Consider the following 200-nt stretch of genomic DNA (forward strand, 5'->3'; position numbering starts at 1 on the left):
TAAGACTAAGACGTTGATAGGCTGGGTGTGTAAGCGTAGCGATACGTTGAGCTAACCAGTACTAATGAACCGTGAGGCTTAACCTGACAACACCGAAGGTGTTTTGTCAGAGAGACAAAACGATGAAGTAAGCTTGTTTAAGATTGATAATTACTGGTGACGAGCCGTTAAAAGGTGAGGCACGGGTAATAAAACAGAAT

The 200-nt window shown here is 42.5% G+C and carries 1 rRNA gene; it reads left to right on the top strand.

The features are described from left to right. Window positions 1-86 (top strand): 23S ribosomal RNA (locus BHE89_RS04630); the annotation flags it as partial. Between the last annotated feature and the right edge of the window lie 114 nt (window positions 87-200).

The sequence above is a fragment of the Shigella sp. FC1967 genome, assembly GCF_001743005.1.
Taxonomy (GTDB): domain Bacteria; phylum Pseudomonadota; class Gammaproteobacteria; order Enterobacterales; family Enterobacteriaceae; genus Proteus.